This window comes from Algibacter ulvanivorans, from assembly GCF_048381495.1.
Classification (GTDB): Bacteria; Bacteroidota; Bacteroidia; order Flavobacteriales; family Flavobacteriaceae; genus Algibacter_B; species Algibacter_B ulvanivorans.
The window spans coordinates 417,571-443,584 of the sequence record NZ_JBLWGD010000001.1; the positions used below are offsets into that span (position 1 = coordinate 417,571).

At 29.3% G+C, this 26,014-nt stretch carries 19 protein-coding genes; 16 read left to right on the forward strand and 3 right to left on the reverse strand.

What is annotated here, in order from left to right:
- From ACNG5D_RS02040 to ACNG5D_RS02080, 9 genes are all read left to right on the forward strand, one after another.
- Entirely contained in the window at nucleotides 1–1,248 is a 1,248-nt protein-coding gene (locus tag ACNG5D_RS02040) for an NAD(P)/FAD-dependent oxidoreductase (protein WP_418181833.1), read from the forward strand.
- A gap of 700 nt (nucleotides 1,249–1,948) precedes the next feature.
- The gene (locus ACNG5D_RS02045; protein WP_418181834.1) at nucleotides 1,949–3,715 is read left to right on the forward strand and encodes a PAS domain S-box protein; all 1,767 of its coding nucleotides are present in this window, start codon (nucleotides 1,949–1,951) and stop codon (nucleotides 3,713–3,715) included.
- Nucleotides 3,660–6,503, forward strand: a complete 2,844-nt coding sequence (locus tag ACNG5D_RS02050; RefSeq protein ID WP_418182487.1) for a PAS domain S-box protein — start codon at nucleotides 3,660–3,662, stop codon at nucleotides 6,501–6,503. The genes ACNG5D_RS02045 and ACNG5D_RS02050 overlap by 56 nt, the downstream gene beginning before the upstream one ends.
- A gap of 89 nt (nucleotides 6,504–6,592) precedes the next feature.
- Entirely contained in the window at nucleotides 6,593–6,964 is a 372-nt protein-coding gene (locus ACNG5D_RS02055) for a response regulator (RefSeq protein ID WP_418181835.1), read from the forward strand.
- 3 nt (nucleotides 6,965–6,967) lie between these two features.
- On the forward strand, nucleotides 6,968–11,623 hold the full coding sequence (locus ACNG5D_RS02060) for a PAS domain S-box protein (RefSeq protein WP_418181836.1): 4,656 nt from the start codon (nucleotides 6,968–6,970) through the stop codon (nucleotides 11,621–11,623).
- Nucleotides 11,624–11,791: 168 nt separating this feature from the next.
- Nucleotides 11,792–12,220: a DUF7793 family protein gene (locus tag ACNG5D_RS02065; RefSeq protein WP_418181837.1), complete on the forward strand. Its 429-nt coding sequence runs from the start codon at nucleotides 11,792–11,794 to the stop codon at nucleotides 12,218–12,220.
- A gap of 13 nt (nucleotides 12,221–12,233) precedes the next feature.
- On the forward strand, nucleotides 12,234–12,659 hold the full coding sequence (locus ACNG5D_RS02070; RefSeq protein WP_418181838.1) for a DUF7793 family protein: 426 nt from the start codon (nucleotides 12,234–12,236) through the stop codon (nucleotides 12,657–12,659).
- Complete coding sequence (locus ACNG5D_RS02075) at nucleotides 12,640–14,121, forward strand: ATP-binding protein (RefSeq protein ID WP_418181839.1); 1,482 nt, start codon at nucleotides 12,640–12,642, stop codon at nucleotides 14,119–14,121. Before ACNG5D_RS02070 ends, ACNG5D_RS02075 begins: the two co-directional genes overlap by 20 nt.
- Before the next feature lie 14 nt (nucleotides 14,122–14,135).
- Nucleotides 14,136–14,600 (forward strand): response regulator, encoded by a 465-nt coding sequence (locus ACNG5D_RS02080; RefSeq protein WP_418181840.1) that lies wholly within the window; start codon nucleotides 14,136–14,138, stop codon nucleotides 14,598–14,600.
- A gap of 142 nt (nucleotides 14,601–14,742) precedes the next feature.
- Here the strand turns inward: ACNG5D_RS02080 and ACNG5D_RS02085 are convergent, their stop codons facing one another.
- On the reverse strand, nucleotides 14,743–17,250 hold the full coding sequence (locus ACNG5D_RS02085) for a TonB-dependent receptor (RefSeq protein WP_418181841.1): 2,508 nt from the start codon (nucleotides 17,248–17,250) through the stop codon (nucleotides 14,743–14,745).
- Between the two features lie 99 nt (nucleotides 17,251–17,349).
- Nucleotides 17,350–18,165, reverse strand: a complete 816-nt coding sequence (locus tag ACNG5D_RS02090; protein WP_418181842.1) for a helix-turn-helix domain-containing protein — start codon at nucleotides 18,163–18,165, stop codon at nucleotides 17,350–17,352.
- A gap of 166 nt (nucleotides 18,166–18,331) precedes the next feature.
- Here ACNG5D_RS02090 and ACNG5D_RS02095 point away from each other — a divergent pair, with 166 nt between their 5' ends.
- The 4 genes from ACNG5D_RS02095 to ACNG5D_RS02110 all read left to right on the forward strand — a co-directional run bounded on the left by ACNG5D_RS02095 (nucleotide 18,332) and on the right by ACNG5D_RS02110 (nucleotide 22,506).
- The gene (locus ACNG5D_RS02095) at nucleotides 18,332–19,336 is read left to right on the forward strand and encodes a LacI family DNA-binding transcriptional regulator (RefSeq protein ID WP_418181843.1); all 1,005 of its coding nucleotides are present in this window, start codon (nucleotides 18,332–18,334) and stop codon (nucleotides 19,334–19,336) included.
- A gap of 375 nt (nucleotides 19,337–19,711) precedes the next feature.
- Nucleotides 19,712–19,861, forward strand: coding sequence for a hypothetical protein (locus ACNG5D_RS02100; RefSeq protein ID WP_418181844.1), 150 nt, complete (start codon nucleotides 19,712–19,714; stop codon nucleotides 19,859–19,861).
- Nucleotides 19,862–19,989: 128 nt separating this feature from the next.
- Nucleotides 19,990–21,822: a tetratricopeptide repeat-containing sensor histidine kinase gene (locus ACNG5D_RS02105; RefSeq protein ID WP_418181845.1), complete on the forward strand. Its 1,833-nt coding sequence runs from the start codon at nucleotides 19,990–19,992 to the stop codon at nucleotides 21,820–21,822.
- 9 nt (nucleotides 21,823–21,831) lie between these two features.
- Nucleotides 21,832–22,506: a response regulator gene (locus ACNG5D_RS02110; protein ID WP_418181846.1), complete on the forward strand. Its 675-nt coding sequence runs from the start codon at nucleotides 21,832–21,834 to the stop codon at nucleotides 22,504–22,506.
- Between the two features lie 282 nt (nucleotides 22,507–22,788).
- On the opposite strand, the gene ACNG5D_RS02115 is transcribed toward ACNG5D_RS02110, so the two are convergent.
- Nucleotides 22,789–23,286 (reverse strand): DUF456 domain-containing protein, encoded by a 498-nt coding sequence (locus tag ACNG5D_RS02115; RefSeq protein WP_418181847.1) that lies wholly within the window; start codon nucleotides 23,284–23,286, stop codon nucleotides 22,789–22,791.
- Between the two features lie 139 nt (nucleotides 23,287–23,425).
- On the opposite strand from ACNG5D_RS02115, the gene ACNG5D_RS02120 reads away from it, so the two are divergent.
- The 3 genes from ACNG5D_RS02120 (at nucleotide 23,426) to ACNG5D_RS02130 (ending at nucleotide 26,001) form a co-directional block, all read left to right on the forward strand.
- Nucleotides 23,426–23,788 carry a BlaI/MecI/CopY family transcriptional regulator gene (locus tag ACNG5D_RS02120; RefSeq protein WP_418181848.1) on the forward strand — a complete coding sequence of 121 codons (363 nt, stop codon included), beginning with the start codon at nucleotides 23,426–23,428 and terminating at the stop codon, nucleotides 23,786–23,788.
- A gap of 2 nt (nucleotides 23,789–23,790) precedes the next feature.
- Nucleotides 23,791–25,410, forward strand: coding sequence for a M56 family metallopeptidase (locus ACNG5D_RS02125; protein ID WP_418181849.1), 1,620 nt, complete (start codon nucleotides 23,791–23,793; stop codon nucleotides 25,408–25,410).
- Nucleotides 25,411–25,524: 114 nt separating this feature from the next.
- On the forward strand, nucleotides 25,525–26,001 hold the full coding sequence (locus ACNG5D_RS02130; protein WP_418181850.1) for a hypothetical protein: 477 nt from the start codon (nucleotides 25,525–25,527) through the stop codon (nucleotides 25,999–26,001).
- Nucleotides 26,002–26,014: the final 13 nt, after the last annotated feature.

Genomic DNA, 26,014 nt, shown 5'->3' on the forward strand with positions numbered 1-26,014 from the left:
ATGAGTAAAAAAGTAGTTGTTATAGGTGGAGGTATAATAGGCTTGAGTTCTGCTTATTACCTTCAAAAAGAAGGGTGTGAAGTTACCATTATAGACAAATCGAACATGGATGGAGGCGCCTCTCATGTTAATGCTGGTTACATAACCCCAAGCCATTTTATATCTTTGGCAGCCCCAGGCATGATATCCAAAGGTATTAAATGGATGTTCAACCCGTCCAGTCCATTATACGTAAAGCCAAGACTGGATTTAGAATTCATAAAATGGGCTTTGGCCTTTAAAAAATCGGCCACTGTTTCTAAGGTTGAAAAGTCAATTTCAATTATAAAAAATATCAACCTTTACAGTAGAGATTTGTATAAAGATTTAAAACAATCTGACGATTTTAATTTTCATTTAGAGCAGAAAGGTTTGCTAATGTGCTATAAAACAGATAAGGTTGGCGAAGAAGAATGGAAAGTGGGACAACGAGGTATTAAAGAAGGATTGGGAGTAAAACACTTATCACAAAAAGAAGTACATGAATTAGAGCCCAATGCAAACCTAGATGTAAAAGGTGCAGTATATTATGATTGTGATGCCCATATGACGCCCCAAGATTTCATGAAAGACATGGCGGCCTATTTAAAATCAGTTGGTGTTACGTTCTTTAAAAATGAAACGGTAAATGATGTTGTGGTTTCCAATGGCAATATAACGGAAGTAGTTACAGATAACCGAAAATTAAAAGCAGATGAAATGGTGCTGGCAGCAGGAAGCTGGAGCTCACAAATCATAAAAAAGTTAGGGGTAAAAATACCTTTACAAGCAGGAAAAGGCTATAGGATTAATGTAGAGCGCCAAACTAATATAACCATACCGGCAATACTGTGCGAAGCAAAAGTAGCCGTAACACCTATGGACGGTTATACACGTTTTGCAGGTACCATGGAATTAGCGGGCATTAATCACAACATAAATTCCAAACGTGTTGAGGCCATTGCACAGGCTGCAAAACGCTATTACAATGGTTTGGAAATTACAGAAAAGGAAAAAGCTACAGCGAAATGTGGTTTGCGACCATGTTCGCCCGACGGTTTACCTTATATAGGAAAATCATCAAAATGCAAAAATTTAACCATTGCAACAGGCCATGCAATGATGGGTTGGAGCTTGGGTCCAGCAACAGGGAAATTGGTTTCAGAAATAGTTCTGGACAAAAAAACAAGCTTGGATTTAAAGCCTTTTAGTCCAGATAGAACATTTTAAAATTGATATAAAACAATAAGTTGTGAATATATATGGAATTGGAGTGTTAGCCATAAAAAATGAACTAAAAAATAGCAACTAGGGTACAAATGGCTATTTCAATACTAATAGAATTGAATGATAAGTATTTAATTTTTTTTGATATAAAATATATTTAATTGATTCAAATTACTATTTTTGTGCCAGACGAAAATAAAACGGGCTTTTAAATAGCTTACAAATCGTCACATTAAATAAGATATTAGGCAGTTGTACTGCTATGGTTGGGCTTATAGAGTAAGTTTATAGTCCCGTCCAGACCGCAAAAATTGCAAAAAGAAAACCCTGAGAAATTAGAGTTTTTTTTGTAATTATAACAATGTTGTGTTGATCATGCTTTATAGCATGATGTAGTTATACCAAGCTAGTTTTGGTATTCCAATGGAAAGCTTTCCTTTTTTCTGTGAAGAAAATCGGGATGCTTTTTTGTTTAAAAAGGCTTTTACTTCACTTAAGTTTTTAAAATTAAAATAGCAATAGATTTATTTTTATGTAGATGAAATACCTTATATTGTTTTTTGTGTAAGAATATTATATGTAATGTTGTTTTAAATAGTATTAATTTTTTTTTGAATAAATATTGCGATTTAAGTAGGCAATTATAATTTTAGGTATTAATTTTAAGCTTTTTGTAAAAATTTATTCAAAATAATATAATTGTATGAGCTTATTTGGTACTATTCTGCTAGAGTTTTTACTCATTTCTTCAAGTATTATTTTTTTGTTTAAATATAGAAATATGTTGGGGCTAGCACCTTTATACATTTTTTTAGGTTCTATACAATATTTACAGGCAAACTTAGGAAGCTCTTTTAGTTTAAAATTATTTGAGGTGTACCAAATTCATCCGGGTTCTATAATTTTATTTAGCGCGGTGTTATTTGCTATTTTGTTAATATACATTAAAGAAGGGGTAGCTAGTGCAAGAGCATTAATAATTGGAATTATAGTTTCAAATATTATAATGACATTAATGTTCGAAATTGTTTTTTATCAAAACCAAATAGGTAATATTAATTCGCCTTTAGACTACGATGGCTATTTTAACCAAAATTTTAAATACTTTTTATTTGGAACAGTAATATTATTAGTAGACTTTTTATTAATTGTTATTATATACCAATACCTAATACTAAAGTTTAAAAAAACATCGTTTTTAGTTTTATTTACATCACTTTTTACAGTTTTAATTTTTGATGCTTTCGTTTTTAATTTCTTTTTGTTTTACGGGCAAGAAGCGTTTAATACATCGTTAATTAGTCATCTAATAGGTAAATCTATTGCGGCTTTTGTTTATACAATATTGCTTTACTTGTATTTAAAATATATAGATAAAGAAAAATTAAATTCTGCTGTATTTATAGCAAACCAAGACCGAGATATTTTTTCAATAATAAAGTATAGACAGCGATATTTTAATTTAAAAATTGAAAAAGAGCGGGCAGAACATAAAATAATAAATAAGTTTAGAGATAATCTAAATCAAATTACCGATGGTTTTGTTTCTTTAGATGCCAATTGGTGTTACACATATTTAAATAAAAATGCAGCAGACTTTCTAGGTAAAACCCCAGAAAGCTTAATAGGAAAGCATATTTGGACCGAATTTCCAGAAGGTAAAAATCTTCCAGTTTATAAAGAATACCAACGGGCTTTTAAAACTCAAGAAACTGTACATTTTGAAGATTATTATGAGCCTTTAGGAATCTGGTATGAAAACCGTGTTTACCCCTCGCCAGAAGGGCTAACAATATATTTTACAGATATTACAGAAAAGAAAAAGGCAAGTATTAATAACCAAATGTTGCTTTCGTTAATAGAAACTAGCGACGATTTTGTGGGCTTAGCTACATTAGAGGGTAAACCACTTTATTTAAACTTAAATGGTAGACGTTTAGTAGGGCTAGCAGAAAGAGAGCAATTACCAAATACTATCACAGATTTTTTTCCAGAAAAGTATAAAGATAAAATTGTTAACGAAAGAATTCCAAAAATTCATAAAGAAAACAAATGGAAAGGCGAAGTCGAATTTAAGCATTTCTTATCTGGAGATTTAATACCTATAGAAATGTCTGGTTTTATAATTAGAGATACTAACACAAACAAACCAATGGCTTTAGGTATTGTAGCATCTAATATTTCTGAACGTAAAAAAGCCGAGCAAGATTTAATAAAAAGTGAGTCTTTATTTAGAGAGTTAACATCAAACACTCCAGTAGGTATATTTAAAATGAGTTTAGATGGCACCTGCAATTTTGTAAATAAAGAATTAATGAAATACGCCGAGTTTACTTTTGAAGAGGCTATGGGGTTTGGCTGGACATACGCCATACATCCTGAAGATAGAGAGAGACAGCGTTTTAAACGGATGGATGCGTGCTTTAGAAGCAAAACAAGATTACAATGTAGAGTTAAGGTTTTTAAGTAACAACGGAAAAGTTACCTGGGTTTCTGTAAGCGCAGTTAGAACTTATGATGCTAATAATGAGTTAGATGGGTATATAGGTATGTGCTTAGATATATCTCAACAAAAAATGACAGAGCAAAGCCTTATTAAAAGCGAGTCTTTATTTAGACGATTAACATCAGAAGCACCAGTTGCTATTTACCAAGCCGATAAAGATGGTAACTGTAATTATGTAAATAAAGAATGGATTAGGTATACTGGGCAAAATTTTGAAGAAGCACTAGGTGTAGGATGGTTAGATGTAATACATCCAGACGATAAACAAAAAACATTAAAAGAATGGAAAAGTTTAGTGAAATCTGGGCATGATTTTAGTTTCGTATTTAGGCATTTAGGAAGTAATGGAAACGTGTCTTGGATATCAAGTAAGGCCGTTAGAACTTATGATGCTAACAACCTTTTTAATGGTTTTATAGGAATATCGGTTGATATTACAGATAGTAAAAAGGCAGAAGAAATAGAAATTAAAAACAAGCAATACTTAAATAATATAATTAATAATATAGGCGATCCGGTGTTTGTAAAAGACGACCAAAGCCGAATGATTTTAGTAAACAATGCATTATGCGACATTTTTAATTTAACCAGAGAAAACATTCTAGGTAAAACACTTGCCGAGAATGTACCACCTGAAGAAAGAGAACGATTTTTGCAAAATGATAAGCAAGTTATTAAAACAGGTATTGAAAGCATAACCGAAGAAACCGTTAGTTTAAATAAAGCTGAAACCCGAACTATTTCAACAAAAAAAACCCGATTTATAGACAATAACGGTAATAAATTTATAATAGGTGTTATTAGAGATATTACCGAAACTAAAAAAGCTGAAGAGAAAATAAAAGAAAGCGAACAATATCTAGATAATATAATTAATAATATAGGCGATCCAGTATTTGTAAAAGACCACCAAAGCCAAATTATATTAGCAAACGATGCCTTTTGCTCAATTCTGGGTGTAAATAGAAACGAAATTATAGGTAAAACTTTAGCAGAAAATGTACAGCCAGAAGAAAGAGAAAGTTTTTTAAGTATAGACAGAGAAGTTATTTCCTCAGGAAAAGAAAATGTAAATGAAGAAAATTTTACTTTTTCTAAAAATGAAACCCGAATTATATCAACAAAAAAAACAAGATTTGTAGATAATAAAGGTAATAGGTTTCTTATTGGGGTTATAAGAGATATTACAGAACAAAAGAAAGTAAGCGAAGAAATTAGAAAGGCACACCAGCGCATTACAACACACTTAAATAATTCGCCATTAGCTATTATAGAATGGGATAAAAATTTAATAATTCGTAATTGGTCTGCAAAAGCAAAAAGTATATTTGGTTGGGATGAGCATGAAGTTATTGGTAAACATTTTAGCGATATAAATTTGATTTACAAAGAAGATGCCGAATCTACCAAAATTATTTGCGATGAGTTAATGAGTGGTAAAGTTAAAAGCAATAGAAGTGTTAACCGTAACAATACTAAATTAAAAAAAGTAATTTATTGCGATTGGTATAATTCGGTATTATTATCTAAAGATGGAGAAATAGAAACTATTTTTTCGTTAGTTCAAGACATAACTACACGTATAGAAACCGAAAAAATTATAAAAGAAAGTGAAGAAAAGTTTTCTAAAGTATTTCAGTCAAATATTATAGGTTTTTCTATCGTTAATTCGGACCAAATAAGAGTCGATGTAAACGAAACCATGGCAAAAATGCTAGAAACAACCAAAAAGCATTTAATTGGAAAAACATTAGAAGAAGCTCAAATAGAAATTTTAGATGATACATATTATGAGCAAAAGAAAATCTTATCAGAAAAAATAGTAGAAAAAGGTTTTTTATCTAACGAAACAGTAAGTAGAACATTAATAAGCGGAAAAAAAATAGTAACATTGGTTTCTGTAGAACCTCTAGAAGTAAACGGAAGTCTACATTTACTAACAGCAGCTATTGATATTACAGATAAAAAACAAGCCGAATTAGAGCTGGAAAATTACAGGAATAAACTGGAAGAGCTTGTAGAATTAAGAACAGCAGAATTAGAAAAAGAAAAAATAAAAGCACAATCTGCAGATTTAATGAAGTCAGCTTTTTTAGCAACCATGTCGCATGAGTTAAGAACACCAATGAATTCAATAATTGGTTTTACAGGCATACTATTAAAAGAGTTTGCAGGACCATTAAATGAAGAACAAAAAAAACAATTAGGAATGGTTAAAAACAGTAGCCAACACCTATTAGGTTTAATAAACGATGTTTTAGATATCTCTAAAATTGAAGCCGGAAAGCTAAAAATTTCGTTATCACCGTTCAATTATTTAACAACGCTAGAAAAAACAATAGATTTCATATTACCACAGGCCACTAAAAAAGGACTTACAATTAATACAGAAATAGCGGCTGTAAATATAACTTTAAATAGCGACGAACGTAGGGTAGAGCAAGTATTACTTAATTTATTATCAAACGCTATAAAATTTTCAAATAAAGGAAATGTTTTGGTAAAGGTAAACATTGAAAACAATTTTGTTGTTACTCAAGTAATCGATCAAGGTATAGGAATAAGTAAAAAAGATATAGATAAATTATTTATTCCTTTTGTTCAGCTTGATGGTGGTTTAAATAGGGTACACGAAGGTTCTGGGCTAGGCCTATCAATTTGTAAAAATTTACTAGAAAAATTAGGTGGTTCAATTCAAGTAGAAAGTAAAAAAGATAAAGGGAGTAATTTTATGTTTAAAATACCGATTTAGTGTAATGTGTTGTTAACGAGAGGTGTAAAACCTTTAGAGAGTGAATATATTTTAGTATTTTTAAGGTAATTTTTCAAAATTAAAAGTTTATGAAAACTACAATATTAATAATTGAAGATAACGAGCAAAACATGTATATGTTATCTTTTTTGCTTACGCAAAATAATTATAATGTGCTTAAAGCTTTTAATGGTAAAGAAGGGTTACAACTAGCTCATGAAAACAAGCCTGAAGTTATTTTAGTTGATATTCAGTTGCCAGATATGGATGGTTATGAGATATGTAATAAATTAAGACATAATGGGTTGCCAAAAAGCACAACAATAATAGCAGTTACTTCTTATGCAATGGGCGGTGATAAAGAAAAAGCAATTGATGCTGGAGCCGATGGTTATATAGGAAAACCAATTAATCCAGAAACTTTTATTAATCAAATGCAAAGTATTATAAACTCAAAGTAAAGCATGGCAAAAAAAACTATTTTAATAGTAGATGATACTTTTGAAAACCTATACCTACTTAGAGTAATTCTAGAAGAAGCTGGTTACAATGTTATAGAAGCTACAAATGGTAGCGAAGGCTTAGAAATGCTGCATAAAAATAACAATGTTAGCCTTATCGTTTCAGATATTTTAATGCCTGTTATGGATGGTTATTTGTTCTGTCAAGCCTGTAAAAAAGAAGAACAATTGGCAAAAATACCTTTTGTCTTTTATACCTCAACCTATACCGAAAAATTAGATGAAGATTTCGGGTTAAAGTTAGGCGCAGCACACTTTTTAAGAAAACCAATAGAGCACGATCAATTACTTTTTGCAGTAAATAACATTTTAAATAATGTAAAAGCTAATGGAAAAGAATTAGTAAGTGAATCAAGAATTACTGAAGGCGAAGTTTTAAAGTTATATAGCGAACGTTTAATAAATAAACTAGAACAAAAAAGTTTAGACCTTGGTAACGAGGTTGAAGAACGAAAAAAAGCAGAACAATTACTAATACAAAAAAATGAAATATTAGATTTAATTGCAGTAAATACCCCATTAAATAAAATATTCGAAAAATTACTTTTAAACTATCAGGCCATACATCCAAATTATTATGGAGCAATTAGTTTACTAGAAGAAGATGGAGAGCATCTTACACTCCAGTCTGCACCATCAATGCCCAAAACATATAATTCTGCACTTAAAAGAGTAGCAATTGGACCAAAAGTGGGTTCGTGTGGTACGGCAGCATTTATAAAAAAACCAGTAATTGTTTCAAATATAGGCTCAGATAAATTATGGGAAGATTATAAGGATTTAGCATCGCAATACAATTTAAAATCATGTTGGTCTTTACCTATTTTATCAAAACAAAATAAGGTGTTAGGCACTTTTGCTATATATAGTAAATCTATAAATACGCCGTCTTTAGATGAGGTTAGAGAACTTAATTTTGCTGTAAGTTTAGCAAATATAGCAATAGAAAAATTTCGAGCTTCCGAGGAAATTAAAAAGAAAGACGAGTCTTATAAAGCTTTAGTGGACCAAGCAACAGATGCCATTGTAACCTACTCGTTAGACGGTACAATTTATAGTTTTAATAAAGCAACTTATGTCGGTTTAGGTTATACTAAAAAAGAATTTTTAAAATTAAAGCTTCAAGATTTCCTTATAGGAGATATTATTATAAATCAAGACAACCATAAAAAAATTCTTAAAGGAGAAGCAACTACTTTTATCCGGCGGTTAAAGCATAAAAACAAGTCTGTTATTATAGCAGAAATATCGGCAAGACTTCAAAAAGACGGTAAGTTGCTAGCTATTGTTCGCGATATTACAGAATGGCAAAATAATTTAAAAGAATTAAAGTTAACAAAAGAGTTTTCAGAAAACTTAATTAACTCCATGCAAAATGGTCTTTCGGTTATCGATACCAATAAAAAGCATATTCATGTAAACCCAGCGCTATGTAAAATTACTGGGTATTCAGAAAAAGAGTTGTTAGGTAAGTATCCACCTTTTCCTTACTGGCCACCAGAGTACTATGATGAAATAAATAATATTGTTGAAAAAACGCTATTAGGTATCGATGTTAGTGGAGAAACTGTTTTTAAACGAAAAAATGGCGAGCGCTTTCCAGTACAAATAACTATTTCAAGAGTTAAAGACGATCGAGGAATCGAGGTTGCTTTTTTTGCTTCAATTGAAGATATATCTGTAAAAGTTAAAGCTAGAGACGAGCTAAAAGCTGCCAAGGAGTTTACCGATAAGCTTATAATGTCTATGCAAGAAGGGTTGCTTATCGCGGGCTTAGATACTAAAATAATAATGGTTAACGAGTCTTTATGTAAAATAACAGGTTATTCTAATCAAGAGTTAATGGAGCTTCCTCATCCATATCCTTTTTGGAAGCAAGAAGACCATGATAGTGTTTTAAATAGATATAGCGAAGTAGCTCAAGAAAAAGCAAAGGAAGTTTACTACGATGTTGTTAAAAAAAATGGTAAAGTTATTAAGGCTTCATTTTTTACAGGAACTATTAAAGATGATAAGGGAGAAGTTATTGCACTATACGCTACTATTAAAGACATCTCAGAAGAAGAAAAAGCAAAAAAAATATTAGAAGAGAAAGCTAGAGTATCTAATCAAAAAAAGACTGTAATTTTAGAACTAGCAAGCCTAGTAGGTAAAGATTTTGCAAGTTCGCTTAAAAAAATTACCGAGTTGGCAGCCAAAACTTTAAATGTTAAAAGAGTAAGTATTTGGAGTTTTAATCAAGACCAGAAAGAAATAAATTGCGAGAAATTATATGTTATAGGAGAAGGGAATACTAAAACAAACCTTAAAATAAAATATGAAGATAACCCCAATTATTTTAATGCCTTAATTAAAAACCAAACGATACTAATTAACGATGCACAAAATAATACCATAACTAAACTATTTACAAAAAACTATTTAAAACCTAATAACATTACATCGCTTATGGATGTATTTGTAAATAGCACAACGGGTTATTATGGTATCATTTGTTTTGAGCATGTTGGAAATAGTTTAAGAAATTGGACACCAGAAGACCAAGAGTTTGCAACCTCAATAGCAAGTATTGTTTCCTTAATGGTAGAAAGTACCGAACGTAAAGTAGCCGAAGCAGAGTTAAAAACAGAAAAAGAATTTTCAGAAGAGTTAATTACGTCTTTAAACGAAGGCTTATCTGTAGTAGATTTAAATGGTGTACATATAAAAGTAAATGAAGCTTTATGTAAAATGACTGGATTTACAGAAGACGAGTTGGTGGGCATAAAAGCACCGTTTCCATATTGGCCACCAGAACGCTATGATGTGATTTACAAAGCCTTTAACGATCCTTTAAATAATATGGGTATTAATAAGGAAGCTGTTTTAATGCGAAAAAATGGCGAGCGCTTTCCTGTTACTCTATCAGACTCTATTATAAAAAACGAAAAAGGCGAGGTTATGGCATATTTTACCACCATAACAGATATAACTTATAGAGTAAAAGCAGAAAACATTTTAAAAGAAAATGTTATCATATCAAACCAAAGAAAAAATACCATTATAGAATTAGCAAAGCTTATAGGTGAAGATTTTAATGCTTCATTAGAAAAAATTGCAATAATATCAGCTAAAGCACTTAATGTAGATTTGGTAACTATCTGGAAGTATCAAAATAATAAAACTGAGCTATTAAGTAGATTGTTTTATGATGCAAACGAATCTAGATTTGATATTGAAGGCTTGGTAATAAAAAAAGAAAATTTTCCCAATTACTTTAATGCTTTTAACGAAAATAACAGCATAAATATTACAAACGTAAGTGATAACCCTATAACTAAAGCTTTTGCTAAAGAGTATTTTATTGAAAATAAAATTTACTCTCGAATAGATATTTTAATCTACGGAAGAAACGATTATTATGGCATAATAAGTTTTGAAAGTGCCTCACCAGAAAAAGTATTTACAAACGAAGAGGAAAGTTTTGCAACCTCGATAGCAAGTATAGTAACTTTAATGGTAGAAAGTAAACAACGTAGATTAGCAGAAGGCGAAATGGCAAAAACAAACGAGTTATTAGTAAAAGCCAATGCAGAGTTAACCGAGTTGCGAAATCAATTAGAACAAGAAAATGTTTATTTAAGAAATGAGTTAGATTTAGTATTTAACTACGAAGAAATGGTTTATGGAAGTGAAGCATTTAGTAATGTTTTATCAGAAGTAGAAAAGGTGTCTCCTACAAATGCAACAGTATTATTATTAGGCGAATCGGGAACAGGAAAAGAGCTTTTGGCAAGAGCAATTCATAATACAAGTCTTCGTAATAATAAACCATTAATAAAAGTAAATTGCTCGGCTATACCAAGAGAACTTATTGAAAGCGAGTTGTTTGGCCATAAAAAAGGATCTTTTACAGGAGCTTTTAACGATAAAATAGGAAAGTTTGAATTGGCAGACGGAGGTACTCTATTTTTAGATGAAATTGGAGAAATGCCTTTAGATATGCAACCTAAAATATTAAGATTCTTACAAGAGGGAGAAATAGAAGTAATTGGTGGAGGTGCTTTAAAAAAACTAGATGTTAGAGTTATTGCGGCCACAAATAGAAATCTTGTAGAAGAAATTGAAAAAAAACAATTTAGAGAAGATTTATACTTTAGGCTTAATGTGTTTCCTATTAATGTACCGCCATTAAGAAAACGAAAAAACGATATACCTTTACTTGTAGAACATTTTGTAGATAAATTTAATAAGGCATACGATAAGAATATAAAGTTTATATCAGACGATTCTATGAGTCAACTAATATCTTATAGTTGGCCAGGAAATATTAGAGAGTTAGAAAATTTAATAGAAAGAGCATCTATTTTATCTACAAACGACACGCTATTAATACCAGGGTTTGAGTCTGCTACACAAGAAAAAGCTAAACATTATCCTATTAAAAATAAAGACTTATCATTTGAAACTGCACAACGTAATCATATACTCCATGTTATAGAACAATGTAATTGGAAAATTACAGGAGAAAAAGGAGCCTCCACATTACTAGGTTTAAAGCCAAGTACTCTACGGGATAAAATGAAAAAGCTAGGGATAGTTAAACCTAACAAAAAGTAACGGAATACCGTTATTTCAAATATAGAGCAAAAAAAAGCACGGTATTCCGTGCTTTTTTTCGTTGTTTTTTTTATGTTAAATATTGTAATTTTTTGATTATCAACAAATTGCAATCTTATTTTTTGTTTTGGCACGCCAATTGTCATTATATTTTCAAAATGATGTAAAATGATTCCAATTGTACAAATGAAAAATGAAATTATATTTCATAGCGTAAAATTTTGGCTAGATCAAAATATAGTTCATTGTAGTTTTAATGATAAAGTAGATAATCGATTTCTTGATTTTGAGATTGAAAATATTTTTGTTGAAGCTATATCGGCATTTACAATAGGAAATTGCAAACCTATATTAATAGATTTAACAAAAGTAAGCGATCTAAAGGCTTACAATATCTATAAATACATTTCAAATAACACAAAGTTAAAATCATTTGTACTTTCTAAATCATTTTTAGTTAAATCATTTAACATGAAACTGTTGTTTAAGCTTTATAGTTTTATTGATGATGGTGTAATTCCTATTCAAATAAGTACAGATTTACAAACGGCAGTACAATACAGTAACGAAAAATATATAGAATTTAACGCTTATTAATACGCAATAAAATATGAACGAAGGGGTAATAATATACAAAAACGCAATGTTTTGGACAGATAATTCAGGTATACTTTATTGTAAATTTAATAATAAAGATTCTAATACAACTCTAGATTATAAAACAGCTAAACATTATATAAATGCTGTTGTAAAATTATGTAATGGTAAAGCCATGCCATTTTTAATCGATGTTAGAGATGCAAAAGGAACCTTTTCTATAGCTGCTGCAAAATTAATTGCAAAAAATTTAGAATTAGTTAAGCTAAGAATTTCTGAAGCCTTTTTAATTAATAATATAGGTGTATCATTATTAATTACAACCTATAAACGATTATATAATCCAATTACGCCTTTTGGGGTTTTTAGAGAACTTGATATTGCTAAGGCCTATAGTATGGAAACCAAAAATCAGTTTTATGGAAGCGTTGAAGTATAATTTTTTAAGCAACTTAAATAGCGACTTAAAGGAGGTTGTAAGTAACAATTCTATTGTTACTATAACAGACTCTTTAGGTAGAATTGAGTATGCTAATAATGGCTTTTGTGAAATTATGGAATGCGATTCAAATTTGCTTATAGGCGAAACTCATAAATTATTAAAGTCGCATTTACATACCGATAAAATGTATAAAGATTTATGGAAAACCATAAGAATAGGAGAAAAATGGAATGGGGTTTTATGCGATAGGTCTATTACCGGTAAGCAGTTTTGGTTAGATACCACAATTATACCCGTAATTAATAAGGTTGAAAACACAACGTGTTACGTGTCTATATATAAAAATATTACAGAAACGCATTTAAAAAACACTCAATTAATAGAAAGTAACATAGCACATTCTAAATACAGTTCTATATATCAGTCAATAAACTACGGTATTATAGTAGTAACGGATAGTAAAGGTAATATTACCGAGTGGAATAAAGGTGCAGAATTAGCCTTTGGATACACTAAGGTAGAAATTTTAGGCTATCCTCTTTCTGTTTTAATAGCTAACAAATCAAGAAAAGGAAATATAAAAGAGCTTTTTCGAGCTGTAAATAAAATTAAAAAGAATAATAATTCTAACACTATAGAAATGTACTGTGTACGCAAAACCGGAAATGAATTTCCAGTTGAGTTTACCTTAAATACTTTAAATGTAGATAATAAAGTTTTCTATTCTGCCCTTATGCATGATATTACAAAGCAAAAAGAATTGGAAACTAAATTAAATCAGAAAACTAAAGATTTAGAGTTGTTTTTATATCGCACAGCTCATGATCTTAAGGCACCTTTCTCATCGGCAAAAGGATTGCTAGACTTATTAAAAGACGAGCAGCTTGGTAATAAAGCAGAAACACTATTAAAAATGTTAACAACAACCATAAATAGTGGAGCACTTTTGGTAGATAACCTTAGTAAACCTATAACAATATCAAACAAAATAAGTGATTCTGAAGTTATTGATTTTGAAAAAATTATTAACCATACTATAAGTTTACTTTCTGGCTTAAAACATTTTAATGCATTTAAAATTGAGGTTAATGTTGATAGATATTGTAACTATATGGCTAACCCAGAGTGGATAAGTTCAATATTCCAAAATCTAATACAAAATGCAATAAAATATTCTAAAATACCATCAAAAAAATATACGCCAACTATTAGTATAACTGTAAAATCTATAAAAAATAAAATTCATATTACTGTTACAGATAATGGGCAAGGAATTCATGAAAACAGTATTAAAAATATTTTCGATTTATACTACAGATCTAGTAAAGTAGAAACCCCGGGGCATGGATTGGGCTTGTATATTGTTAAAAATATTGTAGACGATTTAGAAGGAGAAATTAATGTTACTAGTAAAGTAAATCAAGAAACTTGTTTTGAAATTAAATTACCTAACCTATAAAAAACCACTTAATTATGAAAGTAAATTTTATGCTAATTGATGATGATATAATCGATTTATTCATCAACCAAAAAAATATTGAAAAGCTAGAAGTAAATTCTAAGATTAAAACGTTTGATAATGCAATTTCTGCTATTAAGTATTTTGAAGAATTTGAGAACCAGAGTAATACTGAAAATATGTTTGTTCCAGATTATATTTTGTTAGATATTAATATGGCAAGAATGAATGGTTTTCAATTTATAAGTGCATTTAAAAAGTTGAATATAGCCAGAAAAAAGCATATTAAAATTTACATGTTATCAGCATCTAATAATATTAAATTTATTGATAATGCTAAAAGTAGAAGGTATTGCAATGGCTATATTAGTAAGCCTTTAAATGTTGATAAGCTAAATAATATGCTTGAAAATTTTCAGCCTTACTTAAATGAATACGATTTTCAAGATACAGATATAAATTTAGATGTTGTTGCCTAAATTATTTCAAGATAGTATTATACTTAAAAAGGATTAATAAATTAAGTTGTTAATAGTAAGAGAGAGGTATTGGTGAGACGTATCTCTTTTTTAAAAAAGCATCCCGTTTTTGGTGTTAAAAACTAGGATGCTTTTTTGCTTTTTAAAATTCGCGTTTACCAAATTCGCTATCAATAAATTTAGATTTGTTTTTAACCGTATTAAAAATGTAAGATAAGTTTAATGAAACCATGTCTACCTCGTAAACATAATTCGTTGTAGTATAAAATTGGTTTGGTCTAGAAGTGGTTATTCTTTGCTCGTTAGTGTTAAGCATTCCCATATCTATATTTTGCCATTGTAAAGTAGCTGTTAAACGGTTATTTAAAAATGCTTTTTTAAACGTTAAGTTAGGCGAATAAAATCGAGAATCTTCACCCATTGCTGTATTTCTATCCGATAAATAATTAAAATTAAATTGTAATGATGCATTTTTCCAAAATGTATAAGTAGAATTTAAATTAAAAGAATAAATGGTAGATTTACTATTAATATCATAAGTTCTTTCAACACCATCTCTATGGTTAAAATTTAAAACACCATTAATATTATAATTAAATATATTGGCTCCAACAATGTTAGTCCAATTTTTTGTTGGCTTTATTGTGGCTCCAACCTCTAAGCCTAGAGCTTTGCTTTTTCCAACATTAGAGTATACTCTATTTATAACACTATCAATAACAGCACCTGAAGTTTCATAGGCTAGAGTATTTACACGGTTTATTACATTATTTACATGCCTATAATAAGCAGTAGCATATACAGAGTTTCCACCTTTTATTCGTTTAGTTATGCCCAATTCGGCTAAATCAATAAATTCTGGTAATAAGGTATTGTCTCCTTGTTCAAACACTTCAGAGTGTTCGCGTTCTGCAAAACTATTCATTTTTAGTGTTGTTGTGCGCTCAATTCTTTTGCTATATGCAACTTTAATATTTGTTTTGTTATTTACTGCATATTGTACAGATGCAGAAGGGAATAGTTTTACAAAATCATATTTATAAATATTGGGTGTTGTTTGGCTTTTTAAAGCTTCGGTATAAGTCCTATCCATTGATTCTAAACGAACCCCAGCATTATAATCCCAGTTATTTTTTTTGCCAGTTAGTTGTACATAACCAGAATGGATTTTTCGTTTTAATTCAATATCACTAGAAAACTCGGCAACTAAATTCCCATCGCGCTCGTAAACAAACTCGCCAGTATGGTCAATATCTCTGTATTGGTAACCAGACTCAATAGTTCCAAATGTAAATGGTTTCCATTTATAGTCTAAATTAAATCGTTTACCGTAAAGCGGGTTGTCGTTGGTGTTGTATTCTTCTTGGTAAATAATGGTCTGGTCTGGATGTCCTAAATTATCATTTTCTGTAGGTCCTCCTAAAAAGGTGTATTCGTATAAAAAAGATGCAGATATTTTAGAATTGTTATTAAATGTATGCGCATAATCAAAGCTTCCTAAGGCAAAATCACCTTTTCGAACCCTTAAATTATGGTTATAATATTCAAAAGTATATAATCTGTTTTCGCTACCTATTGGAGAGGTGGCATGATTGTTATAATATACAATGTCGGCAAGCCTTTCTTTAGTGTGTTTTCCGGCAAAAAAACCTAGAGAAAATACATTGTTTTTGTTAGGTGTAAAGTCTAAATTAAAACGGCCGTTATAGTTAATATCATCAAAACTACGTTCGCCATCAGATGGTAAAAAAGTAGTCTTATTTTCAGGAGTGTTAATAATAAACATATCGCCTTGGCGCCTTCCAGTTTTGTCATTTCGTTGGTAGCTAGCGCCTAAAGATATATTCCATTTGTCTGTGCGTTTGTTTATAGTAGCATCAATACCATATCGTTTTGCTGCTACTTTTGTGTTATAAGGCTCTATAGAAGGAAAACCGCCCCGAACATTTATTTGTGTAAAGGTACCATTTGCGGCTCCTTTTTTTGTTTTAATATTTAATATGCCGCCTTTGCCTTCTGGGTCGTATTTGGCAGATGGCGCTGTAATTAGTTCTACAGTATCTAAAGCATTTGCAGGTAATTGAGCTAATATGGCGTTTGCATCTCCTTGCGTAGGTTTGCCATTAACTAAAACAGTAAAGCCATTACTACCTCTAACACTTATGTCTCCTTGCCCATTAACAGTAACAGATGGTAGGTTTTTAATAACATCGATCGCAGTACCGCCTTCGCTATTTTGATATATTTTGGTGTCAAATACTTGACGATCTATTTTATGTACTATAGCAGAGCGTTCGGCTTTTACAAGAACTTCGTTTAATTGGCTGCCTAAAATTAATTTTAAGGTATCTAATTTTATAGATTGCCCTTTTTTAGTAATTTTTATAAAGTCTGTTTTTAAGGATGTATATCCCATAAAGGAAGCTTCTATATAGTATGTTCCATGTTTTATATCATCTAATAAAAATTCACCTTTTATATTGGTTACAACTCCAGTAACTAAAGTGTTATCTGTTTTGTATAAAGCAGCTGTTGCGTATTCTAGCGGTTCATTAGTATCTGCATCAATAATTTTTCCTGTTATTTGACTGTATGTTACTTGAGAAGTAAGAAATAATAGAAGTGAAAAAGTTAAAAATCTAATAAGCATTTTTAATAATTTAAGTTTGAGAAGGCTTTTTTTAAGCTTCGAAATATTTAAAGCAAAGCTATATTAATTATAAAAACTTAAATGGTTTTATTGAAAAATCTATGGTATAAATGATGTATTGTTTTTAAACTCACTTGGTGTTTTACCTACATGCCTTTTAAAGTACTTAGTAAAATGAGAATTATCTTTAAATGAAAGCGAATAGGCAATTTCTGAAATATTTTTTTGAGTATAAAGTAGCTGTCGTTTAGCTTCGCTTAAAATAAAATCGGACAGAATTTTAGAGGCCGATTTATCGCATTCGTTCCTACAATTGGTATTTAAATTTTGTGGGCTTGTGTTTAATAATTTGGCATAATGTTTTACACTATTTGATAGTTTTTTTTGTGTGCAAAGTAATTCGATAAAGTTTTGGTAAATAGATAGGTTAGCTAAGTTTTTAGTGTTTTTAATTTGAAGTAATTTAATTAAAAGTACTTTAAGTAAACCTTCAACTATAGTTTTATTTTCTTTGTTTTTATTCTCTTTAATTAAAATGTTAAACAACTGGTTTAGAGTACTTGTGTTTTCAGGAATTATATAAGGAAATATACTTATAGAGGTTAACAGTTGCTTAATTTCTATATCTAAACATTGCTCAATAAATTCTTCTTTAATAATAATAACATAGCCTTCTGGTTCTGAGCTTAAGTTCCAGAAGTGTACTTGTTCTTTCCTTACAACAAAAAATGTAGGGCGAGATATTTCTATTTTTAAATCATCAATTACATGGTAGCCTGTAGCTTTAGTAAAAAAAACAAATTCTAAGTATTTATTATGTTTATGAGGTTTAGTTTTTCTAATATTTTTTTTAAAAGTTTCAATTTTAATGGTTTGATTAAGGTTAATTTTATTTTTTATATTTAATTTACTCATGTTTAAATAAATGTTATTTAAAAAAATGCTTTTGTTTTTCAGACTTTATTTGTTTAACAAGGTTTAATCTTTTTTTGCATAATTAAACTGTAAGTATTAAATTAACAATAATTGCTAATAGTAATTTTGTAAATTGCGTAACATAAAAATTTTTTGAATTATTAAAATGGTTACTTTAAAACAACTTGCAAAAGAATTAAACGTCTCGATTTCTACAGTTTCTAAAGCTTTGAATAATAGCGAGGAAATTGGACAGGATACCGTACGCCGTGTTAAAGAACTTGCAGAGTTGTACAATTACAAACCCAATAAAGTAGCGCTAAGTTTAAAAAATAATAAAACAAAAACAATAGGGGTAATTATACCAAATATTTTAAATCGGTTTTTAGCAAAAGTCCTTTTTGGTATTGAGCGAGAAGCTACAAAACATGGTTATAATATTATAACATGTATATCAAACGAATCATTAAATAAAGAAAAAGAAAGTTTACAACTATTGGCCAACGGAAGTGTAGACGGTTTTATACTATCTATAGCAGAAGAATCTCAAATGAATAACGAAGTAGAGCATTTTAGACGAACAATAAAACAAGGTTTACCTATTGTTATGTTTGATAGAGTAGCGCACGATGTTTTGTGTGATAAGGTAATTGTTGATGATTTTGATGCAACATATAACGCAACCAAAAGTTTAATAGCCGAAGGCAGAAAACAAATTGTATTTATTAGTAATATAAATGATATAAGTGTAGGTAAGCTTAGAGAGCGTGGTTATAATAAAGCCATACTAGAAAGTAAAACTCATGAACCTTTAGTTTTAAATGTAAAGAAAAAAGACGATCACCAAAAAAAGATAAAAACATTATTTAAGAAAAATAAAAATATAGACGGTGTATTAGCTGCCGATAGTTCTTCTGGCATTATAGCTTTAAACACAGCAGTTAGTTTTGGTTTAAAAGTTCCAAAAGATATATCTGTAATAGCATTTGCTAGTAAATCAGACTCTAACCATACACTACCTCGATTAACGACAATAAGGCAACATGCTAAAGCTATTGGAGCCAATGCAGCCGAATTACTTATTAATAGAATACAAAATTCGGGTTTAGAAAAAGATGTAAAAACTAAAATTGTAAAAACAAGTTTAGTAAAAAACAAATCTACACTGTAGCTTAATACGTGTTAAATCGGTGTAATATGCATTTCGTCGATAAAAAAACATGCATTTCGTCGAATATTTTGCTTTTTGTCGAAAAAAATATACTTTAAACGGTCTGTTAATATATTTTAGCACACGTTAATTAAGCGACCCTTTTTTCCCTAAGTTTAATTAATAAAAATTAATCCACTTTGGCTTTTTTAAAGTCATTCCCTCGTATATAAATAGAATAAATCGTTCTGCACGTTTGTGTATTCGGTTTTAAGTTAATTATCCATTTTTCCCTTAGCTACGATTTTGTTTTCAAAGTCTTAGTTCAAAACATTCTATTCTGAAAAAAATAAAGAATAGAGAAAAATATTAAGAAACCTTAAAATTTGAATACATATGAAAACCCTAAAAATTACTTTAATTACAGCATTATTTTTTGCATCATTAACATCTTGTACAAAACAAGATTTAAATGAAGACGATATACAAGTTGTACAAGATACAGAACAACCTATTCCTTATACAGGAGGTCAAGGTCAAGACTAAGTTTTTTTAAGATAAATCTTAAAATCCCGTATAATTTTATATGGGATTTTTTTATACAATAAATCTAATTAGTTATAAATTGAAAAATTATAAATACATTTGAGTGGGGTTAATTTATTTTACTTTAATTGAAAAATATAATTTTATATTCGTTTTTATTTTTTTGTTTCCTTGAAATTCAAGCTCAAACAGAAGAAATTTCGAATAAAATAGATTCTATTAGGAAAACTTATAACAATGCAAAGTCCGTAGATTCTATTTTTATAGCTAAGCAACAATATAAAATTGGCGAGTTATATAGAAAATACTTGCTGAGTGATAGTGCTTACTTTTATTTTTATAGGGCTGAAAAAACATTTAGGAAGTACAACTATAAATTTGATATTGCAACTTCTCTTTATGGAATAGCTGTTTGCCAAACTTACGATAAAGATTACACAGGAAGCGAAGTAACTTCTATTGAAGCTATTACTATACTAGAAAGTTTAAACCAAAGTAACGATGTAAGAAAATATATAGCATACATTAATAATAATTTAGGGATTGTTTTTAATGAATTAGGAATGTTTGAGGAGTCAATAAAGTATCATAATAGGGCACTTGAGATAAAAAGAACATTAGACGGAAATTTTGAAAGAAGTATTGGTCTTTCAGAAAACAATATAGCATTTACTTATAAAAGTTCAGGAGAATACGAACTAGCACTAAAAGGATATAGTAAAATTTTAGCCAATAATACATTAATTAAAAATTATCCAGATGTTCATGTTTTGGCTTTAGGTAATTATGCAAACACATTATATTTATCAAAGAAACTAGATAAGTTGCCGGGTTTATATTTAAAAGCACTAAGCGTAAGTGATAGTATTAATGATACATATAACTCTATAATTATACATCAGCACTTAGCAGAATATTATAATGATTTAAATAAAAAGGATTCTGCAAGATATTATGCATATAAAGCCAAAAAAATTTCAGAGAAGTACCATAATGATGATTTATTAAAATCTTTATTTTTAATTTCTAATATAGAAAGCGGTTCATTGTCTAATAAATTCTTAAAAGCCTATATTAAGCTTAGTGATAGTTTAGAGAAAAGTGAAAGATTAAAGCGTGATAAATTTGCAAGAATTAGATATGAAACTAGTAAAATAGAACAAGAAAACATTCAGATAGCTAAAGAACGATTATGGTTACTAGTAATTTCAATAATAGTTATATTAGCTTCATTTCTACTATACCTTGTTATCTCTCAAAGAATTAAGAATAAAGAATTACAATTTATTCAAAAACAACAAGAAACAAACGAAGAGATTTACAACCTCATGCTATCGCAAAACAATAGTATAGAAGAAGCTAGAACCCAAGAAAAGAAAAGAATATCTGAAGAATTGCATGACGGTGTTTTAGGGCGTTTATTTGGTACACGATTAAGTTTAGATAGCTTAAACATGAGTAATAGTATTGAAGCTATTAAAACCAGAGAACAATACATCGAGGAGCTTAAAGCCATTGAAGATGATATTAGAAAAGTATCGCATGAACTTAATACCGATTTTGTTTCTGGCTCTGGATTTATAGATATTATCAAAACACTTGTTGAAACACAAACTTTAGCATATAACTTAAATTATAAATTAAGCCTTAACGACGATATTAATTGGGATTTAGTTACCAATAAAAAGAAAATTCATATTTATAGAATTATACAAGAAACACTACATAACATCTATAAACATGCAGGCGCAACCCAAGTAAATATTAGCTTTAATTTAAAAAATAATGTAATTTGCTTAATTATTGAAGATAATGGAGATGGTTTTGATGTTAATAAAGCAAAGTCTGGGATAGGTTTAAAAAACATGAATTCTAGAATAAATAATATAAACGGATCAGTACAAATAACCTCAGAAAAAAATGTAGGAACAAAAGTAACCATAGAAGTACCAATACCCTAACTCTAAATTATGACAGAAAAGATTAAAATACTTATGATTGATGACCACCCCATGATTATTGAAGGTTATCAAAACACATTGCTATTCTCAAAAAAAGACAATCAAGAAATAAATATAGATATTGCTAATAATTGCGACCAAGCAGTATCGTTTATGAATAAATCGGTACAATTAGAAATACCTTATAATGTATTGTTTGTCGATATTAGTTTACCACCATCATCTGATGGTACTATGAGTTCTGGTGAAGATTTAGCCGAATACGCAAGAAAAGTTTTACCAGATGCTAAAATTATTATATTAACCATGTTTAATGAATCATTTAGAATTCATAATATTATTAAAACAATTGATCCAGAAGGGTTCCTTATTAAAAGCGATTTAACATCTAAAGAATTAGCAAGTGCCTTTCAAGCAGTTCTTAATAACCCACCCTTTTATAGTGGAACAGTAAATAGCCATATTAGAAAAACAATAACAAGCGATATTGTAATAGATGATAAAAATAGAAAAATACTTTATTTGTTATCGCAAGGCGTTAAAACAAAAAATTTAGCAGCGCATCTAGATATATCGTTAAGTGCCATAGAAAAAAGGAAAAAGCAACTAAGAGAAATTTTTGAGGTACAAGATGGACAAGACGAAACATTAATACAAGAAGCCAGAAATAAAGGTTTTGTATAAATATTGCTTAACATATGTTAAAAAAGACGATTTTTTTTAAAAAAGACGTCTTTTTTTTGTTCTCAAAGTTCTTGCTATTACTGGGTTTTCTTAATACCCCGTAATACGATTACGGGTTTCCCGCAGTTTAAATACGTGAGATATAAGTATATTTGTATATCAACACTTCAAAAATTAATTAATCCCTCAATTTTTTGTTGATAATAGCAATTTACAAAACCCTGTGGAGGTGAGAGACCCACAGGGTTTCTTCGTAGCAAATGGTTTATTAAATTTTAATAATTAAATAATTGCATTTCTATAATCCCATAAAATACCTATAAATAACCCTAGGTAAATAATGGCAATAACAAACTTTATAAAAGTAGATGTTAAAAAGCCAATAAAAGAGCCAAAAGCTGCTTTTGTAGCAGTTTTAGTGTCGTTTTTATTAATTAACTCACCAATTAATGCTCCAATAAAAGGGCCAATAATTATCCCACCCGGAATAGGGGCAATTAATCCTATTATTAACCCAATAGTTGTTCCTATCATCCCATATTTACTACCACCAAAACGTTTGGTTCCAATAGCAGGAATAATATAATCTAATAACCAAATAAAAATAGCTATAACTAATGTTATAATTAAAAACGATTTATCTAATGTAATGGCCTCTGTAAAATAAAGAAGTAAAAGACCAACCCAACTTGTAAGAGGGCCAGGTAAAATAGGTAAAAAGCTGCCAATAATACCTAAAAGCATTATAAACGCAGCAATAATAATTAAAATAATGTCCATAAAATGTTTAAGTTATATACTAATTAGACTAATAATTACGATAAATGTTACATTTTAAACTAAAAAATTAGTTTAAACTAATTTTTTAGTTATATTTGTAAAACTAAAAGTTTAGTTGAAAAAACAAAAAGAGATTATTATGAAGGAACTTACTAAAGCAGAGGAAGATATTATGCAAATACTTTGGCAGTTAAAAAAAGCCAATGTTAAGGCTATAATAGAAGAGCTTCCAGAGCCAAAACCTGCATACAATACTGTATCTACAATAGTTAGAATTTTAGAAAATAAAGGCTTTGTAGATTATGAGAAAGAAGGAAAGGGCCATGTTTATTTTCCATTAATGCAAAAACAAGATTATAGTAATCAATCCATTAATAAGTTAGTTGATAATTATTTTCAAGGCTCTTTTAAAAGTATGGTGTCTTTTTTTGTTAAAAAAAATGATATGAATATAAAAGACTTAGAGTCTGTGTTAAACGAAATTAATAAGAAAGAAGCCTAGTTATGTTACAATATTTTATTCAAACCATAGCGTTTCAGTTATTCTTTTTAATCATATACGATGTGTTTTTAAAGAATGAAACTTTTTTTAACTGGAATAGGACTTATTTACTAATAACAGCGGTACTTTCATTAATAATACCGTTTATTAAAATTAATAGTTTTAAGTATATTATTTCGCAAGATTATATAGTAAACTTACCCGAAATTTTTATTGGTAACGCAAAACAGGCTTCCATAACACCTGTAGAATTAAACACCGTTTTAATAGATAAATCTGTATGGGCATGGCATCTCTTTTTTTATGTGGGAATGGGTTTAGCAGCGCTATTGTTTGCTTTTAAGTTAATTAATTTATTAATAATGCTTTATAAAAACCCAAAGCAAAAAAAAGGTAATTTGCTTATTGTTAACTTGCTAAAAAGCAATACAGCGTTTTCGTTTTTTAATTATATTTTTTTAGGAGAGTATCTTAAAAAAGACGAAAGAACATCGGTTTTAAAGCATGAAATGGTACATGCTAAGCAAAAACACACGTTAGATTTGTTGTTTTTTGAAGCATTACGAATTCTATTTTGGTGTAATCCATTAGTGTATATGTACCAAAAAAGAATGATGTCGCTTCACGAATATATAGCAGATTCTTACGCGGTTAAAAATCATAATAAAAAAGCATACTATCAAAACTTATTAGCTCAAGTATTTGAGACCAAAAATATATCATTCATCAATCCATTTTTTAAACAATCATTAATCAAAAAACGAATTATTATGTTACAAAAATCAAAATCAAAACAAGTTAAACTATTTAAGTATGTGTTATTATTTCCAATGGTATTTGGAATGTTGGTTTACACATCGTGTTTACAAGCAGATACTGCTCAAAAAACAAATGCGGTAGTAGAAGAAAAAGCAGGAAGAGAAACCCCTTTGCTAGAACGTATAAAAACGGTTAAAAAACAAATACAAGTACAAGGTAATTTAAGCGATAATGAAGAGAAAGGGCTAAAGTTATTATTTGAAGTTATAAAGGGAGAAGAGTTAAACCCTAATTTAATAGAAGATGTTAGACTATATACTATGCAAGAAACAAACTCTAAGTTGGTAAAGAATATATCAAATGTTTTTAAACAAATTCAAATTCAGGGTAATGTTAGTGATGAAGAGTATAGAGAATTAAAAAAATTACTTGTTTTAACTACAGATGATGGGCTGAATAATCCATTCTTTGCAGATATTATTAAGTATGTTGATATTCCTTTTGGCGTTATAGACCAAGCGCCTATTTTTCCAGGTTGCGAAAATATGCCAGCCAATGAGCAAAAAAAATGTATGGCAGCAAATATTTCTAAACACGTTAACTCTAACTTTAATGTAAAGTTAGCCAATAGCTTAGATTTAACAGGAAAACAGCGTATTAAAGTTGCTTTTAAAATAAATAATGAAGGAGATGTTGTAGATGTACGCTCAAGAGCACCGCATGAAGCATTGGTGGCAGAGGCAAACCGAGTTATAAAAACATTACCAAAATTTAAACCAGGAAAACATAAAGGAAAACTGGTAAATGTGCCTTACGCTTTACCAATTATTTTTGAAATTGAAGAAACAAAAGCAAAAGATTAATATTTAGCACTTTATATTAAGTATGAAAAAACCGAGGCGTTAGCTTCGGTTTTTGTTTTTTTAAGTAAGTAAATTCTAAAAAAATTGTATTTTTCGGTTTCAGTTAAAGTATGTATGAGGTATTGTTTTGTTTTTCTATTCATTTTTACGCTTGCATCTTGTGAGTATTTTAATGTAAAAAAAACATCGTCTGAAGCTATATTAAAAGAAGAGTTAAAAGCTTTTAATTGGAATGATGTTGATGAATACCCTAGTTTTGCAGAATGCGATAGCGTAAAAACAAAACAAAACAGAACCCAATGTTTCCAGCACATAATAACCCAAACGGTTAGAGATTATTTGTTGGACGAGCAAATTGTGGTTACCCAAGATATTAGCGATACTTTAAATTTAAAATTTAGGGTAACTAATAAAGGTGATTTAGTTTTACTCGATGTTAAAATAAACGCATTAACGGTTCAAGAAATTCCAGATATTAAACAGTTTATTGATAGTAGCTTATTGGCTTTACCAAAAATTTATCCTGCTATAAAGCGTGGGCAGCAAGTTACTACAGAGTTTAAATTGCCTATTGTTATTCAAGTAAACTAGTTGTTTTAATTGT

What these genes read in the sequence shown, in the direction of transcription:
- ACNG5D_RS02115 (WP_418181847.1), bottom strand. Translation starts at nt 23,286, where the DNA reads ATGGACATTATTTTAATTATTATTGCTGCGTTTATAATGCTTTTAGGT.
- ACNG5D_RS02075 (WP_418181839.1), top strand. Translation starts at nt 12,640, where the DNA reads ATGGAAGCGTTGAAGTATAATTTTTTAAGCAACTTAAATAGCGACTTA.
- ACNG5D_RS02100 (WP_418181844.1), top strand. Translation starts at nt 19,712, where the DNA reads ATGAAAACCCTAAAAATTACTTTAATTACAGCATTATTTTTTGCATCA.
- ACNG5D_RS02080 (WP_418181840.1), top strand. Translation starts at nt 14,136, where the DNA reads ATGAAAGTAAATTTTATGCTAATTGATGATGATATAATCGATTTATTC.
- ACNG5D_RS02130 (WP_418181850.1), top strand. Translation starts at nt 25,525, where the DNA reads ATGAGGTATTGTTTTGTTTTTCTATTCATTTTTACGCTTGCATCTTGT.
- ACNG5D_RS02050 (WP_418182487.1), top strand. Translation starts at nt 3,660, where the DNA reads ATGCGTGCTTTAGAAGCAAAACAAGATTACAATGTAGAGTTAAGGTTT.
- ACNG5D_RS02065 (WP_418181837.1), top strand. Translation starts at nt 11,792, where the DNA reads ATGATTCCAATTGTACAAATGAAAAATGAAATTATATTTCATAGCGTA.
- ACNG5D_RS02070 (WP_418181838.1), top strand. Translation starts at nt 12,234, where the DNA reads ATGAACGAAGGGGTAATAATATACAAAAACGCAATGTTTTGGACAGAT.
- ACNG5D_RS02055 (WP_418181835.1), top strand. Translation starts at nt 6,593, where the DNA reads ATGAAAACTACAATATTAATAATTGAAGATAACGAGCAAAACATGTAT.
- ACNG5D_RS02095 (WP_418181843.1), top strand. Translation starts at nt 18,332, where the DNA reads ATGGTTACTTTAAAACAACTTGCAAAAGAATTAAACGTCTCGATTTCT.
- ACNG5D_RS02110 (WP_418181846.1), top strand. Translation starts at nt 21,832, where the DNA reads ATGACAGAAAAGATTAAAATACTTATGATTGATGACCACCCCATGATT.
- ACNG5D_RS02040 (WP_418181833.1), top strand. Translation starts at nt 1, where the DNA reads ATGAGTAAAAAAGTAGTTGTTATAGGTGGAGGTATAATAGGCTTGAGT.
- ACNG5D_RS02120 (WP_418181848.1), top strand. Translation starts at nt 23,426, where the DNA reads ATGAAGGAACTTACTAAAGCAGAGGAAGATATTATGCAAATACTTTGG.
- ACNG5D_RS02125 (WP_418181849.1), top strand. Translation starts at nt 23,791, where the DNA reads ATGTTACAATATTTTATTCAAACCATAGCGTTTCAGTTATTCTTTTTA.
- ACNG5D_RS02045 (WP_418181834.1), top strand. Translation starts at nt 1,949, where the DNA reads ATGAGCTTATTTGGTACTATTCTGCTAGAGTTTTTACTCATTTCTTCA.
- ACNG5D_RS02060 (WP_418181836.1), top strand. Translation starts at nt 6,968, where the DNA reads ATGGCAAAAAAAACTATTTTAATAGTAGATGATACTTTTGAAAACCTA.
- ACNG5D_RS02085 (WP_418181841.1), bottom strand. Translation starts at nt 17,250, where the DNA reads ATGCTTATTAGATTTTTAACTTTTTCACTTCTATTATTTCTTACTTCT.
- ACNG5D_RS02090 (WP_418181842.1), bottom strand. Translation starts at nt 18,165, where the DNA reads ATGAGTAAATTAAATATAAAAAATAAAATTAACCTTAATCAAACCATT.